Genomic DNA, 20128 nt, shown 5'->3' with positions numbered 1-20128 from the left:
CAGGGCGCAAACGCCCGGCAATCTTGGGCAAACAGGACGGCGCCGGTAGAATGGCGTCGGTCCGTGATTATAGCGAGTGCGCGCGCAGGTTCCGCGCGCTCGAACTTTTGGGAGAAAGCAATGCCATCGTTTGACGTCGTCAGCGAAGCCAACATGATCGAAGTGAAGAACGCCATCGAGCAATCGAACAAGGAGATCTCCACGCGCTTCGACTTCAAGGGCTCGGATTCGCGCGTCGAGCAAAAGGAACGCGAGCTGACCGCGTTCGCCGACGACGACTTCAAGCTCGGCCAGGTCAAGGACGTGCTGCTGTCGAAAATGGCCAAGCGCAACGTGGACGTGCGTTTCCTCGACTACGGCAAGATCGAGAAGATCGGCGGCGACAAGGTGAAGCAGGTTATCACCGTGAAGAAAGGTGTCTCCGGCGATCTGGCGAAGAAGATCGTGCGGCTCGTTAAGGACAGCAAGATCAAGGTCCAGGCGAGCATCCAGGGCGACGCCGTGCGCGTGACGGGCACCAAGCGCGACGACCTGCAAAGCGTGATCGCCATGCTGCGCAAGGACGTGACGGACACGCCGCTGGATTTCAATAATTTCCGCGATTGAGTTAGCGCGGTTCGTAGGCGGGATGCAAAAAAGGGCGCTATTGGGCGCCCTTTTTTGTCGATGGCATTACGGCCGGGCGCCGCGCGCGCCCGGTCGTGCGCGATAGCGCAGCCACAGCCCGACGATGGCCCGATAAACGAGGGATGCAACGATCAGGTCGATAACGATCATCGCGACGATATAGAAAAGCTCGAAATCTTCAATGCCGAACGTCGTGGAGATCGCGATCAAGGCGTGCTGCTGCGCGGTCGTCATGGGTAGCGGATAAGTGTGAACGTACCGCCCCGCCAGCAGGAACAATCCGCAAAAGAGCAATGCCTTGACGACCGCTCCAGCGACTTCAGGGGCAAGTCTTTTTCCCATTCGAAATTACCTCGATCCAGCCGAAAGCGCGAATTCCGGAACCACCGGCAAGCGCGGTAGTGGTTTGCAATAACGCCTGGCGAAGCCGATTGAAGTCCGCCCGGCTTTGAAGCGTCACACAACCGAACGAATGCCCACCCCCGCCGCTGGGATGCAATCGAAATTGGCCTCGCCGGACACCGCTTATCCACGTCCAGTCGTCGATAACGCCATCGTCGCGATAAAGGGCAAACCACTCCGCGTGGTTCGTTGGCGCACCCATCAGCGAATTCCATGTGTCCTTCAGCCACGCGGCCGTCCGCGAACCCGCGCCGCCCTCCGGTCGCTGAACGATCCAATATTTTCCGGCCGGCAATGGGCCGAGATTGGCGACGGCAGTACACCCGCTTCGGTTTCGATAAATGTCGTCGCCTGAGAACGCGGGAAACGCCCCTACACCGTCGACGACGAGTCTTGATATTGGCTCGTCATTGACGACAAATCTCGCTGATAACGTCATTTGATGAGAATGTCCTTTTCCGAATAAACCGCACCCCACTTCATTGAAGCGAACGGTTTTAATCGAATCCGGAAAATCCCACATTACCCGCCATCAAACCCGCGGCCGATTATTCGCGCCGCATCGTCACTCCCCCGCCACCAGCGGCATCAACGGCTCCCCCGTCTCCAGCAGCGTCTTGAGATTCGACAGAATGCGCGGCCAGCCGCCCGCCACGGCCTCGATGAACAGCGAATGCGGTTGCGGCAGCTTGTGCGTCACCGTGAGCTTGACCGCCTGCTCGACGGGTTCGATCTCGATCGTGCAGAGCGAGTCGCCTTCGGCATGGAGTTCGGGACGGAACATGTTGCGCCAGCGGATCACGAGCGCGCGCGGCGCGTCGGCCTGCTGAATCGCGCCGGAGTCGGCGATGCGGCCATCGGCGAAACGCAGCGACCACGGCGAGCCCGCCTGCCAGTCGCATTCGTGATGCATGCCGAACCAGTAGCGTTCGGTGTACGCGCGGCTCGTGAGCGCCGTCCACAGGTCGTCGGGTGTGGTGCCGATGAAGGTCACGTAGACGAACACCGACTCCGCCTGAACGGCGGCGTGCTCGTGCTCGTGTTCGTGCTTATCGTGATGCATGTGATGCATGGCTGCCTCCTTGCGCGAGAAGGCCGGCGAGCCAGGCCGTGTCGAAACCGTGTCGAAAAACGGCTGAAAACCGATCGAGCCGCGCGCTTACTCGCCCGCGACCGGCGCCTTTTTCTTATCGCCGATACGGCTTTCCTTGCCCGCCAGCAACTTCGAAATATTCGCGCGATGCCGCCAGAACAGCAACACGCTCATTGCCAGAATCGCGAGCGCGATCACGTGCGGGCCGAACAGGAACACGTCGAAGAGCGGCGCGAACACGGCCGCGGCGAGTGCCGCCAGCGACGAATAGCGCGTGAAGAACGCAACGATCAGCCAGGTCGCGAGCGTCGCCAAGCCGAGCACCGGGTTCACGGCGAGCAGCAGGCCCGCTGCCGTCGCCACGCCCTTGCCGCCCTGGAAGCGGAAAAAGACGGGGTACAGATGGCCGAGGAACACGGCGATCGCGGCCAGCGCCACCGCCGTGTCGCCAAGACCGAAGCGCGGGCCGAACTGCACGACCAGCCAGACGGCGAGCCAGCCCTTGAACGCGTCGCCGATCAGCGTGAGGATCGCGGCCTTCTTGTTGCCGCTGCGCAGCACGTTGGTCGCGCCGGGATTGCCGGAGCCGTAGGAGCGCGGATCGTCGAGGCCCATGGAGGCGCTCACGATCACGGCGAACGAAACCGAACCGATCAGATAGGCGAGAACGGCGACGAACAGGTTGTACATGCACGAAACCCGGTGAAAGTGGAACGAAGCGCGCCTGGGCAGTCGCGAACCGGCCCGAAAACCGGGCCGCCCGGCGCGAAGGCGCTCATTTTACCGAAGCGCGCGTGACCTTCGCCCGCGAAACGGGCGACTTAGGGTATCCGCGAAGAAAACGGCAGTTCGATGCAGGGAACAAGGCGAAAACGCCACACGGCAAAACGCCTTACTCCACGCTCGCGCATTGCACCGGCTTTGCGTCCAGCAGCGTGGTGAGCACGTCGGGCGCGAGGCTCACGAGGTAACCGCGCCGGCCGCCGTTGAGCCAGATGGCGTCGAGTTCGAGGATCGTCGATTCGACATACACGGGCATCGCCTTCTTCGTGCCGAACGGCGAGGTGCCGCCCACGAGATAGCCCGAATGGCGGTTCGCCACTTCGGGCTTGCACGGCTCCACGCGTTTCGCGCCTATCTGCCGCGCGAGATTCTTGGTCGACACCTTGCGGTCGCCGTGCATGAGCACGATCAGCGGCTTCGCGTTTTCATCCTCCATCACGAGCGTTTTGACGACGCTGTGCTCGTCCACGCCGAGCTGGCGCGCCGACTCGCCCGTGCCGCCATGTTCGACGTACTCGTAGGGATGCTCGCTGAAAACGACGCCCGCGCGGCGCAGCATCTGCGTGGCGGGCGTTTCGGACACGTGTTTCGTTTTGCTCATCGGCGAAAGACTGAGGTTAGCTCGAAGCCAAAGCGCGCATTATCCACGCGGATGATGCTTCGCGTGCAGCACGCGCAGGCGCTCGCGCGCGACGTGCGTGTAGATCTGCGTGGTGGAGATGTCGCTGTGGCCGAGCAGCAGTTGCACCACGCGCAGGTCCGCGCCGTGGTTCAGCAGGTGCGTGGCGAACGCATGGCGCATGGTGTGCGGCGAAAGCGGCGCGTGCACGCCGGCGGCCGCCGCGTGGCGCTTGATGAGGTGCCAGAACTGCTGGCGCGTCATGCCTTCGGCGCGCGCGGTCACGAACAGCGCGTCGGCGGTGCGCTGGCCCAGCAGCACCGGGCGCGACTCGCGCAGATAACGCTCGATCCACGCATGCGCTTCTTCGCCGAACGGAATCAGCCGCTCCTTCGAGCCCTTGCCGAGCACGCGCACGACGCCTTCGTTCAGCCCCACTTCCACGGTCTTGAGCGTCACGAGTTCGGTCACGCGCAGGCCGCTCGCGTACATCAGTTCGAGCATCGTGCGGTCGCGCAGGCCGAGCGGCGTGTTCACGTCGGGCGCGCCGAGCAGCGCTTCGACCTGCGCCTCGGTCAGCGTGGACGGAAAGCGCGGCGCCTGTTTCGCCGAGCGGATGCGCACGGTCGGGTCGGCCTGCACGCGCCGCTCGCGCAGCGCCCAGCCGTAATAGCGCCGAAACACCGAAAGCCGCCGGTTCGCCGAGGTCGACTTGTCGTCCTTGCGGCGCGCGCTGTAGGCGAGCAGATCGTCTTCGTGCGTGGTGTCGAGGCCGTGTTCGCGTTCGCGCGCGAGCCATTGCGCGAAGAGGCGCAGGTCGCGGCGGTACGCGTCGAGCGTGTTGCGCGAAAGACCGTGTTCGAGCCACATGGCGTCGCAGAACGTGTCGATGGCGTTCAGGCTCGCGTCGAGCGCCTGAGCGGCCGCGCCCGCGAGCGGTTCGGCTTCGTCGGGCGCGGCGTCGAGCGGCAGGTCGGCGGCAATGGCGGGGTTCATCGTCATCGGATCATTGCAGCTCGAACGGCTGGCTCGACGCTTCGTGCGCGAGCAGCCAGCGTTTCACGTCGAGAAAAAAGCCCGCCTCGCCGTGATGCGCGAAGCCGCCCAGACCGTTCGCGCCGACCACGCGATGGCACGGGATCACGAGCGGAAACGGATTGTCGCCGCAGGCCTGGCCGACCGCGCGCGGGCTCACGGCGCCAATGCGCTTCGCCAGTTCGCCGTAGGTGAGCACGCCGCCCAGCGAGATCGCGCAGATGCCGTCCCACACGCGCCGCTGGAACGGCGTGCCGAGCGCGGCGAGCGGCAGGTCGAAGCCGTCTTCGGGATGCGCGAAGTAGTGCGCGATCTGCGCGGCCGCGCGTTCGGCGAGTTCGCTGTCGGGCGCGACGCCGGGCGTGGCCGCGGGCAGATAGACGATCTCGCGCAGCGCGCCCTCGCCCGTGCGAATGCCGACCTTGCCGAACGGCGCGTCGATCACTGCGTTGTACATGGTTGACTCCTGGTTGCGAGCGCGTGGCTTGCGTGGGTTCGCGCATTTAGGCGCGCGTTGACTCGTAGATTGCCCCGCGTCGATCGTCGTCTCAAGCCGCTTCATGCCGTGTCATTCCTTGCGCGCTTCTCGTGCGCTTGCCGTGCGTTCCCGCGCTCGTTGCGCCCGGTACGCCCGGTGGTGCGCGGAGATGCCCGGTGGTGCATATAGTCCCGCGTTTTCTGTACGCCGATGTGCGCCCTGCGCGTCTCGTGCGCCATCGTGCCTTTCGTGCGCCATCGTGCCTTGTCTCGCGATTGTGCGCTCAAGCCGCTTCCAGCGCCCACAGCACATGCTCGCGCACGACCGCCGATTCGTCGTGCTCCCGCGCGCGCAACGCCGCGACGATGGCCGCGCGTCCGTGTGCATCGCCAGAATGGCTGGAATGGCCGGAATGCGCGGAAGCGCCCGCATTGACGGCGCGCAGCGCATTGCCCATCGCCACGGCGATATTACGCGACCAGCTTTCATAGCCGATCCGGCGAATCGCGCTGCCCTGCATGCGCTCGTCGAATTGCGCGGCGCTCCAGCCGAACAGGTCGACGAGACTCGCGCGGTCGAGCCCGTGACGCACGTCGAAATCGGCGACGGGCGCGGCCTGCGCGAACTTGTTCCAGGGGCACACGAGCTGGCAGTCGTCGCAGCCATATACGCGATTGCCGATGAGTTCGCGCAATTCGAGCGGAATGCTGCCCTTCAGCTCGATCGTGAGATAGGAAATGCAGCGGCGCGCATCCACGCGATACGGCTCGGTGATCGCGCCCGTCGGGCACGCGGTGATGCAGCGCGTGCAGCTGCCGCAATGCGAGCCCGGCGTTTCGGGCGCGGCGGAAGCGGGATCGTCGGCGTCGGTGGGAAGCGGCACATCGACGAAAATCTCGCCGAGAAAAAACAGCGAACCCGCGTCGCGCTGCAACAGCAACGTGTGCTTGCCGCGCCAGCCCACGCCGGCCTTCTGCGCGAGTTCCACTTCGAGCACGGGCGCGGAATCGGTGAACACGCGATAGCCGAAGGCGCCGATCTCGGCCTCGATGCGATCGGCGAGTTGTTGCAGGCGCGCGCGCAGCACCTTGTGATAGTCGCGGCCGCGCGCGTAGATCGAGACCACGGCGGCGTGCGGATCGGCGAGACGCGCGTGCTCGCGCTGGCGCCAGTCGGCATGGACCGGCGCGGGCGCGCTATCGGCATTGCTCATTGCGTGAGCAACGCCTTGCGAAGCACTTTCGGGCGTCTTTCCCGCGGCATTCGGCACGGGCGCGTTGATCATCGTTTCGGCCGGCAAATAGGCCATGCGCGCACTGATCACGCGTCGCGTGCCGGCCACAAGCTCGGCGGGCCTCGCGCGTTTCATCCCATGTTTGGCCATATAATCCATTTCGCCGTGGCAGCCGTCTTCGAGCCACGCGGCAAGGCCCGCCTCGGCATGGGATAGGTCGGTGTCGCTGATACCGATCGCACCGAACCCCAGTTCGCGCCCCCACGTGCGAATGCGCGCCGCCAGCGCGGCGAGCGCCGCTTCATCGAGCGGCCCGGCATGCTTGTCGGCATGCTCATTGGCCGGATCGTGGGCCTGAGCGCGCGCCGCCGCCGTATCGAGCGGCTTCGTCGAATCGGCGCGGTTTGCGTCGTGGCTCGCGTCGCGCCTGGCTTCGCTGTGTGCGCTGTCGCTTGCGGTCTCGCGTGCGCGGTCGGCGGGGAAATGCGGGGGGTTCATCACGACATTTTACGAGAATGCCCGACACGTCCGGTCACGACCACGCTTCTGGAACGCTGCCTGATCACGCAAACGTTCTACTCGAACGCCGCTTCGCGCTTGCCGATGCGGCCGCCACCGACGCCTTCGGCGCGCGTTTCGCGCAGGCGCTCGAGAGCTTTCGCACGAATGAAGCGCACGCGTTCCACGGCCTGCACGTGCAACTGCACGGCGATCTCGGCGCCGGCAAGACCTCGCTCGTGCGCGCCGCGTTGCGCGCGCTCGGCCATGCGGGGCGCGTGCGCAGCCCCACCTACACTCTCGTCGAACCGTACACCGTGGCCCCGGCCAGCGGCACGGGCCGGGAACTCCAACTCTATCACTTCGATCTGTACCGATTCAGCGATCCGGCCGAGTGGGCCGATTCGGGCTTTCGCGATTACTTCGCGCAAGACGCCGTGTGCCTCGTCGAATGGCCGCAACGCGCGGGCGGTCTCCTCGGCGTGCCCGATCTCGTGTTCTCGCTCGAACCGGATGCAAGCGGCGAAGGCCGCGTGCTCACGGCGTACGCATACAGCGCATCAGGAAAGGCATGTCTAGAAAGATGTTAATCAAACCGTTCCGCTCGATCGAATCCGCCGCGACCGCCACGCATAACTGGCGTCGCCGGCAAATTATCAAGGCGGGCGCGTCGACGCTGCTGCTCGGTCTCGCCGTGCCGCGCGTCGCCTTTGCCGCCGCGGTGCTGGGCGTGCGCGTGTGGCCCGCGCGCGACTACACGCGCGTGACCATCGAGTCGGACCAGCCGCTGCAGAACGCGCAGCAACTGCTGCAAGGCCCCGACCGGCTCGTGGTCGACCTGAACGGACTCGATCTCGACGACGCGCTCAAGAATCTCGTCTCCAAGATCACGCCGAACGATCCGCAGATCCAGGCGGTGCGCGTCGGGCAGTATCAGCCGCACGTGGTTCGCATGGTGTTCGACCTCAAAGGCTCCGTGAAGCCGCAGGTGTTCACGCTGCAACCCGTGGGCTCGTACAAATACCGGCTCGTGTTCGACCTGTACCCGGCCGTCGCGCCCGACCCGCTCATGGATCTGCTCGCGCAGACCGAGCGCAAGCAGCAGCAGCTCGACGCGCACGAGGCGATGAAGGACAACGCGCAGCCCGCGCCGCCCTCCACGCTCGCCGGGCCGAACAATGCACCGAACAACGCACCGGCGGGCCACGACAACAGCGACGCGTTCTTCCAGCGCTACGCGCAGAACGACGCGGGCACGTCCCCGGCGCCTTCGGTGCCGGTGCCGCCCGTCGTGACGCCGCGCGCCCCGAAGCCAACGCCGAAGCCGCCTGTGGTCGCCCAACGCGGCAACGACAAGGACGATGACGACGACAACTACGGCTTCACCGCGCCCAAGTCCGGCAAGGGCGGCACCACGCGCCTGCTGACCGTCGCCATCGACCCGGGTCACGGCGGCGAAGATCCGGGCGCGATCGGCAGCGCGGGCACGTACGAGAAGCACATCGCGCTCGACATCGCCAAGAAGCTGCGCGCGAAGATCGACGCGCAGCCCAACATGCGCTCGATGATGACGCGCGACGCCGACTTCTTCGTGCCGCTCAACGTGCGCGTGCAGAAGGCGCGGCGCGTGGGCGCGGACCTGTTCGTGTCGATTCACGCGGATGCCTTCACGACGCCTTCCGCGCGCGGTTCCTCCGTGTTCGCGCTGTCGGAGCACGGCGCGTCGAGCGCGGCCGCGCGCTGGATGGCGAACAAGGAAAACTCGTCGGACCAGATTGGCGGCATCAGCGTGCAGACGGCCGACGCCGCCGTGAATCGCGCGCTGTTCGACATGTCGACCACGGCGCAGATCCGCGACTCCATGCGTTACGGCAACTTCGTGCTCAACGAAGTGGGCGAGATCAACCATCTGCACAAGGGCTCGGTCGAGCAGGCGGGCTTCGCGGTGCTCAAGGCGCCCGACATTCCGTCGATCCTCGTGGAAACGGCGTTCATCAGCAATCCCGAGGAAGAAACGCGCCTGAACGACGACGCCTATCGCGACAAGATGGCCACCGCCATCATGAAGGGCATCAAGCGCTATTTCGCCGCGAATCCGCCGCTGGCGAAGAACCGCATGACGTGACGGCGCGCCATCGACGCAAAGAAAAAAACGCCGCATTCTTGCGGCGTTTTTTCATTCGGGCGATGCGGGCCGAACTTGCGATCAAGAACGCGCGGTCAGGACCGCGCACCCACGAGACGCGCCCTCACCCAGCCGCCGAACACGTTCACGGCCAGCCCCGCCATCACGAGCAGCGCGCCGTAGATTTCCGCTGCCGTGAGTTGCTCGCCCAGCATGAGCGAAGCCGAAGCCAGCCCAACGATGGGCACGAGCAGCGAGAACGGCGCGACCTGGCTCGCGGGATACTTCGAGAGCAGACGGCTCCAGAGGCTGTAACCGATTAGCGTGGCGACGAAGGCGAGATAGACGATCGCGCCGATGGACGTCATGCCGATGCCCGAGAGCGCCGCGCCCATGCGCTGCGGCCCTTCCATGAAGTACGAGAGCACGAAGAACGGCAGCGGCGGCACGAGGCTCGCCCACACCACGAGCCCGACGAGATCGACCTTGCCCACCTTCTTCGTGACGATATTGCCGAGCGCCCACGAACACGCCGCGCACAGCGTGAGCACGAAACCGGCCGCCGTCATGCCGAGCGCGCCGCCGCCCGACGACTGCAAGCCGATCAGCGCCAGGCCACCCGCCGCGATCAGCAAGCCGATCACGTTTTGCGCGCGGAAGCGCTCGTGCAGGAACATCGCCGCGAACACCAGCGTGAAGAACGCCTGGGCCTGCAGCACGACCGAGGCGAGGCCCGCGGGCATGCCCACGTACATGGCCGTGAAGAGGAACGCGAACTGGCCGAACGAAATGGTCGCGCCGTAGGCGAGCAGCCAGCGCAGCGGCATTTTCGGGCGTTTCACGAACAGCACGGCCGGAAACGCCGCCAGCGTGAAGCGCAGCGCGCCCAGCAAAAGCGGCGGCACGCCGTGCAAGCCGACCTTGATCACGACGAAATTCACGCCCCACGCCAGCACCACGACCAGCGCGAGCAACAAGTCCTTCGGCGACATCCCCCGCTCTCCCGTTGTTTTGTCGAATCTGCGAGTGTAGCGCTTACGAAGCCCTGACGCCGCCGCTTTCTGCCTTGACCGCGCGCCGCGTGGCCCGGCGTTAGAATGGGCGCCTGTTTGCGCGGGCCTACGGGTTTTCGCGCGTTCGTGCCGTCCGACCTATCAAGGAAGCGTTCATGTCCTCATCGATCAAAGCGGTACTCAAGCCTCATCAGCGCGACATCGGCAATCTGTATGTGCGGCGCGTGCTGCCCGCGCTCGCCGCGCGTCTCGTGGGCCCGTTCATCTTCTTCGACCACATGGGTCCGGCCGCGCTCGCGCCCGGCGCGGGCGTGGACGTGCGCCCGCATCCGCATATCGGCCTCGCCACAGTTACGTATCTCTACGAAGGCGCGCTCATGCATCGCGACAGCCTCGGCTCCGCGCAGAAGATCCTGCCCGGCGACGTCAACTGGATGACGGCCGGGCGCGGCATCGTCCATTCGGAACGCACGCCCGACGAAGCACGCCAGACCGGCCTCACGATGCACGGCATCCAGACCTGGGTCGCGCTACCGCTCGAACACGAAGACGTGGAACCGTCGTTCTTCCATCACGCCGCCGCCACGCTGCCCGAAGTCGAGCGCAACGGCGTCACGCTGCGCGTGATCGCGGGCACGGCGTTCGGCGCGACATCGCCGGTCGCCACGTTCTCGGGCACGCTCTACGTGGCCGCCGAATTCGCGCCGCAAAGCGTGATCGCGCTGGAGCCGGAGCACGAGGAGCGCGGCGTGTATCTGGTGGAAGGCGATCTCGCCATCGACGGCACGCCGCTCGAGCAGCACAGCATGGCCACGCTCGTGGAAGGCGAAACCGTCACGCTTTCCAGCGAAAACGGGGCACGGGTCATGCTGCTCGGGGGCGAACGGCTCGAGGGCGAGCGCTTCATCGAATGGAATTTCGTCGCCAGCTCGCGCGAGAAGATCGAAGCGGCGAAGCTCGCGTGGACGAATCAGGAAATGGGGAAGGTTCCCGGCGAAACGGAGTGGATCCCGCTGCCGGAGCGCAAGCCGCCGCAGCACTAGGGCCGCGCCCGCCGCGAAGCCCACCCGGCCGCCGCATTGAACCGCGGCGGTTCGTCCCCATCTAGACGCGTACGGACGCACAAGCCCCCAAAACACAGAGGACGCAATGGACACTACGCTTGCCACTTTCGAAAACGACGTAATCGAGGCGTCGGCCAACGCGCCGGTGCTGGTCGACTTCTGGGCGCCGTGGTGCGGCCCGTGCAAGTCGCTCGGGCCGATGCTCGAAAAGCTCGAACACGAGTACGCGGGCAAATGGAAGCTCGTGAAAGTGAACGTCGACGAAAACCAGGAACTCGCCGCGCATTTCGGCGTGCGCAGCATTCCGCACGTCGTGGCGTTCGCCGACCGCCAGGCCGTCGATCAATTCGTGGGCGTGCTGCCCGAAGGCCAGTTGCGCCAGTTTCTCGACAACCTGATTCCCGGCGGTGCCGACGCCGCGCGCGCCGCCGCCCAGGAAGCGCTCGCCGAAGGCCGCCGCGACGACGCCTACGAGGCGCTCAAGGCCGCGCTCGCGTTCGAACCCGGCAACGACGAAGTGCGCATGGACCTGATCGAGATGCTGCTCGCCGACAATCGCGCCGACGAAGCCCGCGACGAAGTCGACCTGCTCTCGCCCAAAACCACGCAAGGTATCGACGCGCGTTTCAACGCGCTCAAGACGCGCCTCGACGCGCTCGACGCCGCCGCCGACCTGCCGCCCACCGACGCGCTGGAAGCCCAGGTCGCCGCGAACCCCGCCGACCTCGAAGCGCGCTTCGACCTCGCCAACGCGCTCATCGCGCGCCGCAAATACGCGGGCGCGCTCGAACATCTGCTGGAAATCGTCAAGCGCGACCGCACGTTCCGCGAGGACGTGGGCCGCAAGACCATGCTGTCGGTGTTCGACCTCGCCGCGCATCAGCCGCAACTGGTGAACGAGTGGCGCCGCAAGCTGAGCGCGACGCTGAACTGAGCCGGAACCGGGCCGCGCTGAAGTCGCGGTCACAGTCGCTTCGGTTTCCATGTCGATACAAAAACGCCGCGCGGTTCGCCCGCGCGGCGTTTTTCGCTCGCGATACGTGACGCCCGACGCTTATTGCACGCGGCCGTACTGATCGTCGAAACGCACGATGTCGTCCTCGCCGAGATAGCCGCCCGACTGCACCTCGATGAGTTCGAGCGGCGTCTTGCCCGGATTCTCCAGACGATGCGTCATGCCGAGCGGAATGTACGTCGATTCGTTCTCGGAGAGCAGCAGCGTTTCCTCGCCGCGCGTCACGAGCGCCGTGCCGCGCACGACGATCCAGTGTTCGGCGCGATGGTGATGCATCTGCAGCGAGAGGCGGCCGCCCGGCTTCACCACGATGCGCTTGACCTGAAAGCGCTCGCCCTGATCGACCGAGTCGTACCAGCCCCACGGACGTTCCACGCGGCGATGCTGGCTCGCGATCCCGTTCTTCTGCGCCTTCAGTTTGCCGACGATAGCCTTCACGTCCTGCACGCGATCCTTCGCGGCCACCAGCACGGCGTCGGCCGTTTCGACCACGACCACGCCATGCACGCCCACGCAGGCCACGAGACGGCCGTCCGAATGCGCGAAGGTGTCGGTGGTGTCTTCGAGCAGCACGCGGCCGCGCGCGACGTTGCCGCTTGCGTCCTTCTGCGAGACCTGCCAGACGGCGTCCCACGCGCCCACGTCGGACCAGCCCGAGCGCAGCGGCACGACCACGCCGGCCGGCGTTTCGTTGAACTGCGCGTCGGCGCCGAGCGATTCCATCACCGCGTAGTCGATGGAGTCGGACGGGCACAGCGCGAGCGCGGCGCGCTCCAGATGCACGGTGCCGTCGGCGTCGACCTTGGCGCCCGTGAACGCGGCCTTGCACTGCGCCGCGATGAGCGGGCGGCTGTTCGTGATGGCCGTGAGCCACACCGAGGCGCGCACCACGAAAATGCCGCTGTTCCAGAGGTAATCGCCCGAGGCGACATAGGCCGCCGCGCGTTCGGCGTCGGGTTTTTCGACGAAGCGTTCGATGGCGCGCGCGCCGCTCGCGCCCAGCGCCTTGCCCGCGCCGATGTAGCCGTAGCCGGTTTCGGCGCGCTGCGGCGGCACGCCGAGCGTGACGATGGCGCCGCGCGCGGCATGCTGCACGGCTTCTTCGAGCGCCGTGGCGAACGCGGCGCAGTCGGCGATGAGGTGATCGGCGGGCATCGCCACGAGAATCGGATCGGCTTCGCCTTGCGCGGCCAGCGCGGCAACGGTGAGCGCGGGCGCCGTGTTGCGCGCCACGGGTTCGAACACGAAGCGCGCGGCCATGCTGCTGCGGCCGAGACGGTCGGCGGTCAGATGGCGCAGGTCTTCGCTGCTCACGACGATCGGCGCGGCCTTGCGCACGGTTTGCGCGGCGGCGGCGTCGGACTGCGCGCTGCTGGCGAAGACACCGCCGATACGACGCACCGTCGCTTCGAGCAACGATTCGCCATCGAGCAGATCGATCAACTGCTTCGGACAGTGTTCGCGCGAAAGCGGCCACAGACGCGTTCCCGATCCGCCAGCCAGCACGACCGGCTGCACGGTGAGCGCGACTTCGCTTTCTTGGGTAGCGGCCATCAAGGCCGCGGGCGACACGACGGTATTCATGCAGGTAACTCCCCGTAGGAATGCGCGGTCTCTTCGACGGTCCGCGTACAGGGAGCATTTGAGCAAGACGCCGCGCGCGACTCTGTACGCGGCGCCACACAGATCGTCATCGCTTCCGTGTCATCGCAGCGGGTGGCACGCAGCCGGTCTTTGCGATCGTCACTATCGGCACAATCGCCTCGAGCGCCCGCCAGACAAGGCTGTGTGCGCTGGCGCACGCGCTATGTGCGGCACCGTACGAAGCCATGTGACAGGCCCGCGTCGTCATGTTTCAGATACGAACGTATTTGCGCGGGCAACGAAAGCGCCATGCCAGAACTGAATCAAAACCACGCTGCACAAACGATGCGGGTACGCAGCGTTCCGGCCCGCGCCGCCGTCATGTTTCAACGAGGACTCATTTTTCGACCCCCGCTTAGCCACCCAAAATAGTCAACCTAATCAATACGTTGCGACGAGTTTTCGTGATGCGCCGCAGGACCCTTGCAACGAGGCCGATGTACAAAACTGAAACAAAAATGCGGCGTTGCGTCGCAGCGAAAATCCCGAACTGCCCGGAGACCCGCATGCTTCCTCGTTTTCCCTGGCGCTGGCATAACCCCTGCTAAAGAGTGCTCGCCTCACCGGCGCCAACGTCGACAGCCCAGATCGCGACACGCCAGTGAGACTCATGGGGCCGCACGACGAACGCATAGCCACTCGGGAACGGCGAATAACAAAAAGTTCGGCGCACGGAATCAGAAAAAACAATGAGGCGGCGAGGGCTGCCTCACACGAGGACCAAATCATGTTGACCCTTCAATCCGATCTGCACGGCAACCATTTGCTGGGCGCACTACCCTCGCACGAGTGGCAGGCGTTGGCTCCGCATCTCGAACTCGTTCATCTGCGCACGGAGCAATTGCTGTGCGATTGCGGTCAGCGCATCCATCACGTCTATTTCCCGACCACCGCCATCATCTCGATGCTTTCGACGATGGAAGACGGCAGCTCGGTGGAGATCGCCGCGGTGGGTCGCGAAGGCATGACCGGTGTGCCGGTGCTGACGGGCGGCGAAACCATGCCGAGCCGCGTGCAGGTCCAGTCCTCGGGTTTCGCGTACCGCATGAGCGCGCAGGCGCTCAAGCAGCAGTTCTCGCGCTCCGACTTCCTGCGCCGCATCATGCTGCTGTACATGCACGCCCTGCTGACGCAAGTCGCGCAAACGGCCGCCTGCAATCGCCATCACTCGCTGAGCAAGCAACTGTGCCGCTGGCTGCTGATCGAAGTGGATCGCGTGGACACGGACGAACTCAGCGTGACGCAGCAACTGATCGCCGACATGCTGGGCGTGCGCCGCGAAGGCATCACGGAAGCCGCCGGCAAGCTGCACGACGAAGGTCTGATCCATCACAGCCGCGGCAAGATTCGCGTGCTCGACCGCAAGGGTCTCGAAGCGCGCGCCTGCGAATGCTACGGCCTCGTGCGCCGCGAATTCGACCGCCTGCTGCCGCGTCTGCGCGAAGCCGAAGCGGTCGTCGAATAACAATAAGCTCGCTAACGTCGGTCAGGCGTCTGACTGCCGGTTCCCCGGAAAATCGCCCTCTCGCAGTCGCCATGAAAAAAGCGTGCCGTTCGCGGCACGCTTTTTCGTTGTCGGGCACGAGATCGATTGCCCACGCGAGCGCGCAATCGACAGACGAATCAGCCCTTGCCTGGCGAGTTCGCCTTGTGCGCGAGCGTGCGCAGCACGTACGCCGCTGCGGCAAAACCGAAGCTCGCCGTCACGCACACGCTCGAACCGAAGCCCGCGCAGTTCAGGCCGATCGGGCCATGATGTCCGGGCGAGGTCGTGACGTGTTCGGCTTCGACGTCGATGTCGCACACGGCCGCTTCCGGGTAGATCAACGGTTCGTCGGAATACACGGCGCTCACCTTGAACTTCGCCTTCGGGCCACGCGGGAAACCGTGCTGCTTGCGCAACTGGCCGCGCACCTTCGAGAGCAGCGGGTCCTGGATCGTGAGCGCGAGATCGTCGATACGAATGCGCGTGGGGTCGAGCTGGCCGCCCGCGCCGCCCACGGTGATGAGCGGCACGCCGTGCTCCACGCACCACGCGATCAGCGCGGTCTTGGTGCGCACGCTGTCGATGGCGTCGATCACGAAGTCGAAGCCGCCGCCGAGCAGCGCGTCGAAATTCGACGGCTCGACGAAATCTTCCACCAGACGCACGTCGCAATCGGGATTGATGAGCTTGATGCGCTCGGCCATCGCCTCGACTTTCGGCTTGCCGTAATTGCCGTCGAGCGCGTGAATCTGCCGGTTGGTGTTGCTCTCGGCGACGTTGTCGAGGTCGATGAGCGTGAGCGTGCCGATCGCGCTGCGCGCGAGCGCCTCGGCGACCCACGAGCCCACGCCGCCAATGCCGATCACGGCCACGTGGGCGCGCTCGAAGGCGTCGAGCGCGGGCGCGCCGTACAGGCGCGCGATGCCGCCGAAACGGCGCGCCCGGTCTGCGACATCGTGGGCGGGGCTCGCGGTAAGATCGGTGGATCCGGCGGCGGGGGAAATCGGAGTGCTGGACATGGGACGGTAACGGGTCGAAAGCGGACCGTTCGCGCGGGCATTCGACGTCGGTCCGGCTAGCCGGTTCGAGTCTGGTTGATCCTGCGCAATGACGATCCTCAGAAGACCCGTATTTTGCCTGATCGCGCCAGGCGGCGAGGCAAGCCCCAAATTTCTCACGATCCATCGGCCTCCACGCCAGCCGGCCGCGCCCGCCCGGCCACGCATTTTTCGCCGCTCCCTTATACTCGCCTCAGATTGAAGTATCCGCATAAAAGATGACGACTCTCGCCGATCTCCGCAAAAACTATTCGCTCGGCTCGCTCGATGCCGCCGATGTCGACGCCGATCCGATCCGCCAGTTCCAGACCTGGTTCGCCCAGGCGCTCGACGCCAAACTGCCCGAGCCGAACGCGATGACGGTCGCCACCGTGGACGCCAACGGCCGCCCCGCCGCGCGCATTCTGCTCATCAAGGGCGTGGACGAGCGCGGTTTCGTGTTCTTCACGAACTACGAGAGCCGCAAAGGTCACGAACTCGCGGCGAACCCGCACGCGGCGCTGCTGTTCCACTGGATCGAGCTCGAGCGCCAGGTGCGTATCGAAGGCACGGTCGAGCTGACGAGCGACGCCGAAAGCGACGCGTATTTCCACTCGCGCCCGCTCGGCTCGCGCATAGGCGCGTGGGCCTCGGAGCAAAGCGCCGTGATCGCGAACCGCGAGGCGCTCGAAGCGCGCGAGCGCGAGATTGGCGCACAGTTCGGCGAGAATCCGCCGCGCCCGCCGCATTGGGGCGGCTACCGGCTCGTGCCGCGGGCGATCGAATTCTGGCAAGGCCGGCCGTCGCGGTTGCACGACCGCATTCGCTATACGCGCGACGGTTCGGGCTGGCGCATCGAGCGTCTGGCGCCTTGAATAGGTGTTGAGTGCGTGAGTGTGCCGCTTCGTTCGAGCGGCTGCTTTAATGGCTTTAACCGCTTGACCTGCTGCACGCCGGCTTCGACCTGCATTGCCCGATTGGTAAGCGCAGTAAGCGCGCGGCGCCGCTGAACGACGCGCCCTAACGCGCCCGCCGCGCCGCCCGTTTTTGTCTCACCGCCGCACGTTCGCCCCAGACGCACCGACGTTTGCGAACGCGCGGCCCGCATTGCCTGATTCGCCGCTTGATTCGATTTCGTCTTTCGCATCGACACAAGGAGAAAAACGCATGTTCTGGGAGAAGAAACTCGCGCAATGGGTGGACGAAGTGCGTGGCAAGGCCAACTTGCCCGCGCGCCTCGTGTTGTGGAGCGGTCAGCAGTTCGACTTCGGGCACTTCGCAGCGCCGCAGGTCACGCTCAAGGTGAACAGCGCGTCGGCGTTGCCGCTGCTGCTGGAGCCGAGCCTCGACAACCTCGGCGAAGCCTATGTGAAGGGCAAGATCGACATCGAGGGCAAGCTCGCCGACATCATCGACATCAGCTATTCGCTCGCGCGCAACACGGTGTCGAGCGCCAGCAAGCTTGCGCGCGTGAAGCGCTATTTCACGCACACGAAGTCGACGGACCAGCGCGCCATTCAGTATCACTACGACGTCTCGAACGAGTTCTACCAACTCTGGCTCGACGAGAACATGGTCTATTCGTGCGCGTACTTCGAGAACGGCGACGAAGACCTCGCCACCGCGCAACTCAAGAAGATCGACCATATCCTCACGAAGATTCAGGTGCAGGAAGGCCAGACGCTGCTCGATATCGGCTGCGGCTGGGGCGCGCTCGTGCTGCGCGCGGCGCAGAAGTTCGGCGCGCGTTGCGTGGGCGTGACGCTCTCGCAGAACCAGTTCGATCTCGCCACGGCGCGCGTGAAAGCGGCGGGCCTGGAAGACCGCATCGAGATTCGTCTGCAGGATTACCGCGACGTGCAGGGCACCTTCGACCGCATCACGAGCGTGGGCATGTTCGAGCACGTGGGCCGCAAGAATCTGCCCGAGTACTTCCGCAAGGTGCACGATCTGCTCGCCGAAGACGGCGTGGCCATGAATCACGGTATTACGTCGTCGGACGCCGATTCGGGCGAAACGGCGCTGGGCGGCGGCGAGTTCATCGACCGCTACGTGTTCCCCGACGGCGAGCTGCCGCATATCGGCCTCGCGCTCGAAGCGGCGCAGCGCGGCGGGCTGGAAGCGGTTGACGTCGAGAGCCTGCGCCGTCACTATGCGCACACGCTCGAAATCTGGGCGGAAAACTTCGAGGCGCGCGCCGCGGAAGCGAAACAGCTCGTGGACGACGAGAAGTTCCGCATCTGGCGCGTCTATCTGGCGGGTTGCGCGTACGCGTTCGAACACGACGACGTGTCGATCTTCCAGATCGTCTGCCGCAAGGCCGGCCGCAGCGCGAAAACGCTGCCGTGGTCGCGCCGTTATATGTACGAGAAGCCGTTGCAATCAGGCGCGCAGTAAGGCGGAATGCGCGGCGGCGCGGGCGAACGGGCGAGGGATTGCGCCTCGCGCCGCGCCGCTCGCGCCCTGCGCTGGCGCGCCGCGAGGATGGGGCACGGCGTTTTAGGATTTCCCGCAAGCGCATGAACGAAAGCGACGACGGCCATCACGATCTTTTCGGCGATCACGCCAGCGAGGCTTCCGGCGAGCTTCATCGCCCGGGCACGCGCCGTACGGCTGCCGCGAAAACCGCCGCGCCCGCGCGCGCCGAGCCGCAGCCAGTCGAGCCCGATCTGTTCGGCTTCACGGCGCCCGAACCCGAGCCCAAGCCCAAATCGAAGGGCCCTGCCCGCGCGTCCCATGCCGATGGTGACGATGGCGATAGCGTAGTCCCATCGACACAATCGGCTGACAAATCCCCCGAAAAACCCGCGCCCAAACGCAAAGGCCGCGGCGTGCTGCCCGCCGTCGCGAGCGAGGACACGCTCGATATTGCCGCCGGGCTGCCCGCCAGCGTGCGGCTCGGCACCTCGTCGTGGTCGTTTCCGGGCTGGCGCGGCATCGTCTATGGCGACGATTACAGCCAGTCGAAGCTCGCGCGCGACGGTTTACAGGCGTACGGCGCGCATCCGCTGCTGCGCTCGGTGAGCATCGACCGCTCGTTCTACGCGCCGCTCACCGTGACCGATTACCTGCGCTACGCGCAACAGGTGCCCGATCACTTCCGCTTCATCGTGAAGGCGCCCGCGCTCATCACCGACGCGAGCGTGCGCGGCGAGCGTGGTGAGCCCGTCGAGGCGAATCCGTGCTTTCTGAACGCGGAGCTGGCCGCGCGCGAGTTCGTCGAGCCGTGTCTCGCGGGCCTGGGCGCGAAAGCGGGCGCGCTCGTGTTCCAGTTTCCGCCGCTACCCGATCAACTGCTCGCCGATCCGGTCGTGTTCGTCGAAAAGCTCGCCGCGTTTCTCGCCGAACTGCCGCCGCTGCCCGCGCCCGCGGAAGGCGCCCCAAGCGGCGACGGTCCGTGCTACGCCGTGGAGATTCGCGATTCGATCCTGCTCACGCCGCGCTTCGTGCGCGCGCTGCGCGCGGCGGGCGTGCGCTATTGCGTCGGCTTGCACGCGCGCATGCCCGATCCACTGCGCCAGGCGGCGGCGCTCGCGCTGATGGACGGCGAAGCGCCCGCCGGGCCGCTGATCGTGCGCTGGAGCCTGCACAGCGGCTTCAAGTACGAGCAGGCGAAAGCGCGCTACGAGCCGTTCGACAAGCTCGTGGACGAAGATCCGCACACGCGCGTGACGCTCGCCGAACTGGCCGCGCGCTACGCGATCGCGGGCCAGCCCGTGCTCATCACGACGAACAACAAGGCGGAAGGCTCGGCGCCGCTCACGTGCGCGAAGCTCGCGCGGGCGATTGCCGAGGAGATGGCGCGGCTGCGCGGGGAAGCGGCGGCCGAAGAAGATGGCGATGACGAACCGGCATCGACGGATGAAGCGGTTGAAACGGTTGATGCGCCTGACGCAACTGACGCGCCGGATGTCGCGACATCATCGAAGGCGGAAGACACCACGCGCGAGGCAGGCTGAACGCCTTCGCCCGCGC

General features: G+C 65.8%; 20 protein-coding genes. 9 read left to right on the top strand and 11 right to left on the bottom strand.

Annotated elements, in window-relative coordinates; genetic code table 11:
• Window positions 1-120 precede the first annotated feature (120 nt).
• Window positions 121-606 carry a YajQ family cyclic di-GMP-binding protein gene (locus FAZ98_RS02675; protein ID WP_158948532.1) on the top strand — a complete coding sequence of 162 codons (486 nt, stop codon included), beginning with the start codon at window positions 121-123 and terminating at the stop codon, window positions 604-606.
• 66 nt (window positions 607-672) lie between these two features.
• Here the strand turns inward: FAZ98_RS02675 and FAZ98_RS02670 are convergent, their stop codons facing one another.
• The 8 genes from FAZ98_RS02670 to queG form a co-directional block, all read right to left on the bottom strand.
• Window positions 673-969 carry a hypothetical protein gene (locus tag FAZ98_RS02670; protein ID WP_158948530.1) on the bottom strand — a complete coding sequence of 99 codons (297 nt, stop codon included), beginning with the start codon at window positions 967-969 and terminating at the stop codon, window positions 673-675.
• The gene (locus tag FAZ98_RS02665; RefSeq protein WP_158951836.1) at window positions 947-1468 is read right to left on the bottom strand and encodes a DUF2778 domain-containing protein; all 522 of its coding nucleotides are present in this window, start codon (window positions 1466-1468) and stop codon (window positions 947-949) included. The genes FAZ98_RS02670 and FAZ98_RS02665 overlap by 23 nt, the downstream gene beginning before the upstream one ends.
• A gap of 126 nt (window positions 1469-1594) precedes the next feature.
• Window positions 1595-2092 carry an SRPBCC family protein gene (locus tag FAZ98_RS02660; RefSeq protein ID WP_158951835.1) on the bottom strand — a complete coding sequence of 166 codons (498 nt, stop codon included), beginning with the start codon at window positions 2090-2092 and terminating at the stop codon, window positions 1595-1597.
• A 96-nt stretch (window positions 2093-2188) separates the two neighbouring features.
• Entirely contained in the window at window positions 2189-2812 is a 624-nt protein-coding gene (gene plsY / locus FAZ98_RS02655; RefSeq protein WP_158948528.1) for a glycerol-3-phosphate 1-O-acyltransferase PlsY, read from the bottom strand.
• A gap of 202 nt (window positions 2813-3014) precedes the next feature.
• Window positions 3015-3506: a Cys-tRNA(Pro) deacylase gene (gene ybaK / locus FAZ98_RS02650; protein WP_158948526.1), complete on the bottom strand. Its 492-nt coding sequence runs from the start codon at window positions 3504-3506 to the stop codon at window positions 3015-3017.
• A 39-nt stretch (window positions 3507-3545) separates the two neighbouring features.
• The gene (gene xerD / locus FAZ98_RS02645; RefSeq protein WP_158951834.1) at window positions 3546-4520 is read right to left on the bottom strand and encodes a site-specific tyrosine recombinase XerD; all 975 of its coding nucleotides are present in this window, start codon (window positions 4518-4520) and stop codon (window positions 3546-3548) included.
• Window positions 4521-4530: 10 nt separating this feature from the next.
• Window positions 4531-5016, bottom strand: a complete 486-nt coding sequence (locus FAZ98_RS02640) for a methylated-DNA--[protein]-cysteine S-methyltransferase (protein ID WP_158948524.1) — start codon at window positions 5014-5016, stop codon at window positions 4531-4533.
• A 304-nt stretch (window positions 5017-5320) separates the two neighbouring features.
• Window positions 5321-6769, bottom strand: a complete 1449-nt coding sequence (queG, locus tag FAZ98_RS02635) for a tRNA epoxyqueuosine(34) reductase QueG (RefSeq protein ID WP_233272642.1) — start codon at window positions 6767-6769, stop codon at window positions 5321-5323.
• A gap of 17 nt (window positions 6770-6786) precedes the next feature.
• Here queG and tsaE point away from each other — a divergent pair, with 17 nt between their 5' ends.
• Both tsaE and FAZ98_RS02625 read left to right on the top strand, forming a co-directional pair.
• Window positions 6787-7359, top strand: coding sequence for a tRNA (adenosine(37)-N6)-threonylcarbamoyltransferase complex ATPase subunit type 1 TsaE (gene tsaE / locus FAZ98_RS02630; protein WP_158948522.1), 573 nt, complete (start codon window positions 6787-6789; stop codon window positions 7357-7359).
• A complete protein-coding gene (locus FAZ98_RS02625; protein WP_158948520.1) occupies window positions 7341-8894 on the top strand; it encodes an N-acetylmuramoyl-L-alanine amidase in 1554 nt (517 codons plus the stop codon). Before tsaE ends, FAZ98_RS02625 begins: the two co-directional genes overlap by 19 nt.
• Before the next feature lie 95 nt (window positions 8895-8989).
• Here FAZ98_RS02625 and FAZ98_RS02620 read toward each other — a convergent pair whose 3' ends face one another.
• A complete protein-coding gene (locus FAZ98_RS02620; RefSeq protein ID WP_158948518.1) occupies window positions 8990-9886 on the bottom strand; it encodes an EamA family transporter in 897 nt (298 codons plus the stop codon).
• Window positions 9887-10062: 176 nt separating this feature from the next.
• On the opposite strand from FAZ98_RS02620, the gene FAZ98_RS02615 reads away from it, so the two are divergent.
• Together FAZ98_RS02615 and trxA are read left to right on the top strand one after the other, a co-directional pair.
• On the top strand, window positions 10063-10950 hold the full coding sequence (locus FAZ98_RS02615; RefSeq protein WP_158948516.1) for a pirin family protein: 888 nt from the start codon (window positions 10063-10065) through the stop codon (window positions 10948-10950).
• Window positions 10951-11056: 106 nt separating this feature from the next.
• Window positions 11057-11905, top strand: a complete 849-nt coding sequence (gene trxA / locus FAZ98_RS02610; protein ID WP_158948514.1) for a thioredoxin — start codon at window positions 11057-11059, stop codon at window positions 11903-11905.
• Window positions 11906-12025: 120 nt separating this feature from the next.
• Here trxA and FAZ98_RS02605 read toward each other — a convergent pair whose 3' ends face one another.
• Window positions 12026-13570, bottom strand: a complete 1545-nt coding sequence (locus FAZ98_RS02605) for a mannose-1-phosphate guanylyltransferase/mannose-6-phosphate isomerase (RefSeq protein WP_158948512.1) — start codon at window positions 13568-13570, stop codon at window positions 12026-12028.
• Between the two features lie 787 nt (window positions 13571-14357).
• Here FAZ98_RS02605 and FAZ98_RS02600 point away from each other — a divergent pair.
• Entirely contained in the window at window positions 14358-15095 is a 738-nt protein-coding gene (locus FAZ98_RS02600) for a Crp/Fnr family transcriptional regulator (RefSeq protein WP_158948510.1), read from the top strand.
• A gap of 158 nt (window positions 15096-15253) precedes the next feature.
• Here the strand turns inward: FAZ98_RS02600 and tcdA are convergent, their stop codons facing one another.
• Complete coding sequence (gene tcdA, locus FAZ98_RS02595; protein WP_158948508.1) at window positions 15254-16135, bottom strand: tRNA cyclic N6-threonylcarbamoyladenosine(37) synthase TcdA; 882 nt, start codon at window positions 16133-16135, stop codon at window positions 15254-15256.
• Window positions 16136-16392: 257 nt separating this feature from the next.
• On the opposite strand from tcdA, the gene pdxH reads away from it, so the two are divergent.
• The 3 genes from pdxH (at window position 16393) to FAZ98_RS02580 (ending at window position 20112) form a co-directional block, all read left to right on the top strand.
• Window positions 16393-17028: a pyridoxamine 5'-phosphate oxidase gene (gene pdxH / locus FAZ98_RS02590; protein WP_158948506.1), complete on the top strand. Its 636-nt coding sequence runs from the start codon at window positions 16393-16395 to the stop codon at window positions 17026-17028.
• Between the two features lie 292 nt (window positions 17029-17320).
• Window positions 17321-18550 carry an SAM-dependent methyltransferase gene (locus FAZ98_RS02585; protein WP_158948504.1) on the top strand — a complete coding sequence of 410 codons (1230 nt, stop codon included), beginning with the start codon at window positions 17321-17323 and terminating at the stop codon, window positions 18548-18550.
• Between the two features lie 122 nt (window positions 18551-18672).
• Complete coding sequence (locus FAZ98_RS02580) at window positions 18673-20112, top strand: DUF72 domain-containing protein (protein WP_158948502.1); 1440 nt, start codon at window positions 18673-18675, stop codon at window positions 20110-20112.
• The last annotated feature ends 16 nt before the right edge of the window (window positions 20113-20128 follow it).

This window comes from Paraburkholderia acidisoli (assembly GCF_009789675.1).
Taxonomy (GTDB): Bacteria; Pseudomonadota; Gammaproteobacteria; order Burkholderiales; family Burkholderiaceae; genus Paraburkholderia; species Paraburkholderia acidisoli.
This window is presented reverse-complemented; position numbering and strand designations above follow the sequence as displayed.